Below are 1,731 nucleotides of genomic sequence, written 5' to 3' on the forward strand. Positions count from 1 at the left end.
CCCGAGTTTGACCCCGCTCGCTCGGTGATAAACGCGGATTTCAACGCCTCGCGCCCGCGCATCATCGAGGGGGTCAATTATGATAAGATTTATAGATTGCAGAAGGAGTTCGGCGAGTAAATTCGGTGGAATTTTGCGCCTTTTAGCGGCGCAGAATTTCGCCTCTTAAAATGCTCTCTTATCGCAAGCGCTCTCACCCTAATTTAGCTTTCGTACGGGTGCGTCTGCATATTTTCGCCGCCACGAGCTCTGCGATAAAATTTCTCGCCGCGGAAGTTTGCCGAGTAAAATTCAGCTTTGTAAAATTTCAAAATTTGGCGGCTAAAATTCCACAACGCAGAATTTTCCATACGTTCACGAAATATAAAATTTGCAAAGCTAATTCGAATAGCGAAATTTTGAAATTTCGGAATTTTAAAATCTGGCGGTGTAAAAATTTATCCGCGCAGCATGGAATTCTACCGCTCAAATTTCACGGCGCAAAATTCCTCAGCACAAAATTTACCGCCAGAATTCAGCTCACAATTTAAAATTTCAAAATTCTAAGCCGCGAAATTTTATGCCGAAAAATTTTACGTTCCAATCGGCACGGAGTATCTGCTGCCCGAGCCGCGCATAAAATTCTACGCTTTAAAATTCCAAGCCATAAAATTTTACATTGCGAAATTTCACCGACAAAATTTTATGTCACAAAATCCCGCGCCGTAAAATTTAAAAGCGGCTCTTGCTACAAAATTTCGCGAGCTCAATTTATGCTGCCGCAGCGGTATTTGCCTGCTACGAAGGTGATTTTATCGCGGATCTGAGCGATCTGTCTTAGCGCCTCCGCCAAGAAATCCACGTCGCTTTCGTCATGGATGAACGAGAAGCTAGCCCGCACCCAAGCGGGTTTGCGCGACATTTCGGTATCGGGCTGTAAGCCGAGCAGATCAAAGCCGTAAGGTGCTGCACAGTCGCAGCCTGCGCGGGTTTGGATCTCAAATTTCTGCCCGAGCACCCCGGCTAGCGCGTCCGCGCCAAGCCCTTGCATATTAAAAGCAAAGATCGGCACGCGCGGCGCGGTAAGATTGCCGTAAATTTCAATCTCGGGGATTTTTGGAATTTCACTTATGAAGCGCCTGCAGATCGCCTCTTCGCGCGACTTGATCGCCTCTAGCCCCGCGCTTTTGCGAAGCTTTAGGGCAAGATAAGCTCGCACCAGCGCGATGATGCCTGGCGTGCCTGCTTCCTCCAAGCGCTCCTTGTCGATTATAAAGCGCTGCGTTAGGGCATCTGCGTATTTGATCGTGCCTCCTCCCGCGAATGTCGGCTCCTCGCCGCGCAAAAGCTCCTTTCGCACCGCCAAAATCCCGCTAGCGCCCACTCCGCCCAAAAACTTGTGCGCGCCGAAAAACACTCCGTCGCAAAAGCCGAGATCTACGTTTTCGTGCGCGATGAGCGCGCTAGCGTCCACAAACAGCCGCCCGCCGTGCGCCTTGAGCATCAAGTAAGCGCGCTTGTAATCAAGCTTTAGCCCCGTCACGTTCGATGCCGCGGTAAGCACGCCGTAAATTTCGCGCCCTTTGTTTGCTGATAGTATTTCGCCCAAGCGCGCAAAATCCATCAGCCCGCTTGGATCCGGCGGCACGCGCACGACCTCGCAAAGCCCCTGCCTTAGGCTAATCTCTACGGAGTGATGCTCAAAAGGCGAGATGATGAAAAGCGGCAGATCTTTTAGGCTCTCGCGCCGCA

1 protein-coding gene is annotated in these 1,731 nt (G+C 50.6%); it reads right to left on the bottom strand.

Features of this window, described 5'->3' with window-relative positions; translation table 11 throughout:
- Positions 1-745: 745 nt before the first annotated feature.
- Positions 746-1,731, bottom strand: a 986-nt coding sequence (locus tag Q0257_RS09155) for an aminotransferase class V-fold PLP-dependent enzyme (protein WP_298024287.1), incomplete at its 5' end; no start/stop codon positions are given.

Origin of the sequence: uncultured Campylobacter sp. (genome assembly GCF_938018035.1) — a bacterium.
GTDB lineage: Bacteria > Campylobacterota > Campylobacteria > Campylobacterales > Campylobacteraceae > Campylobacter_B.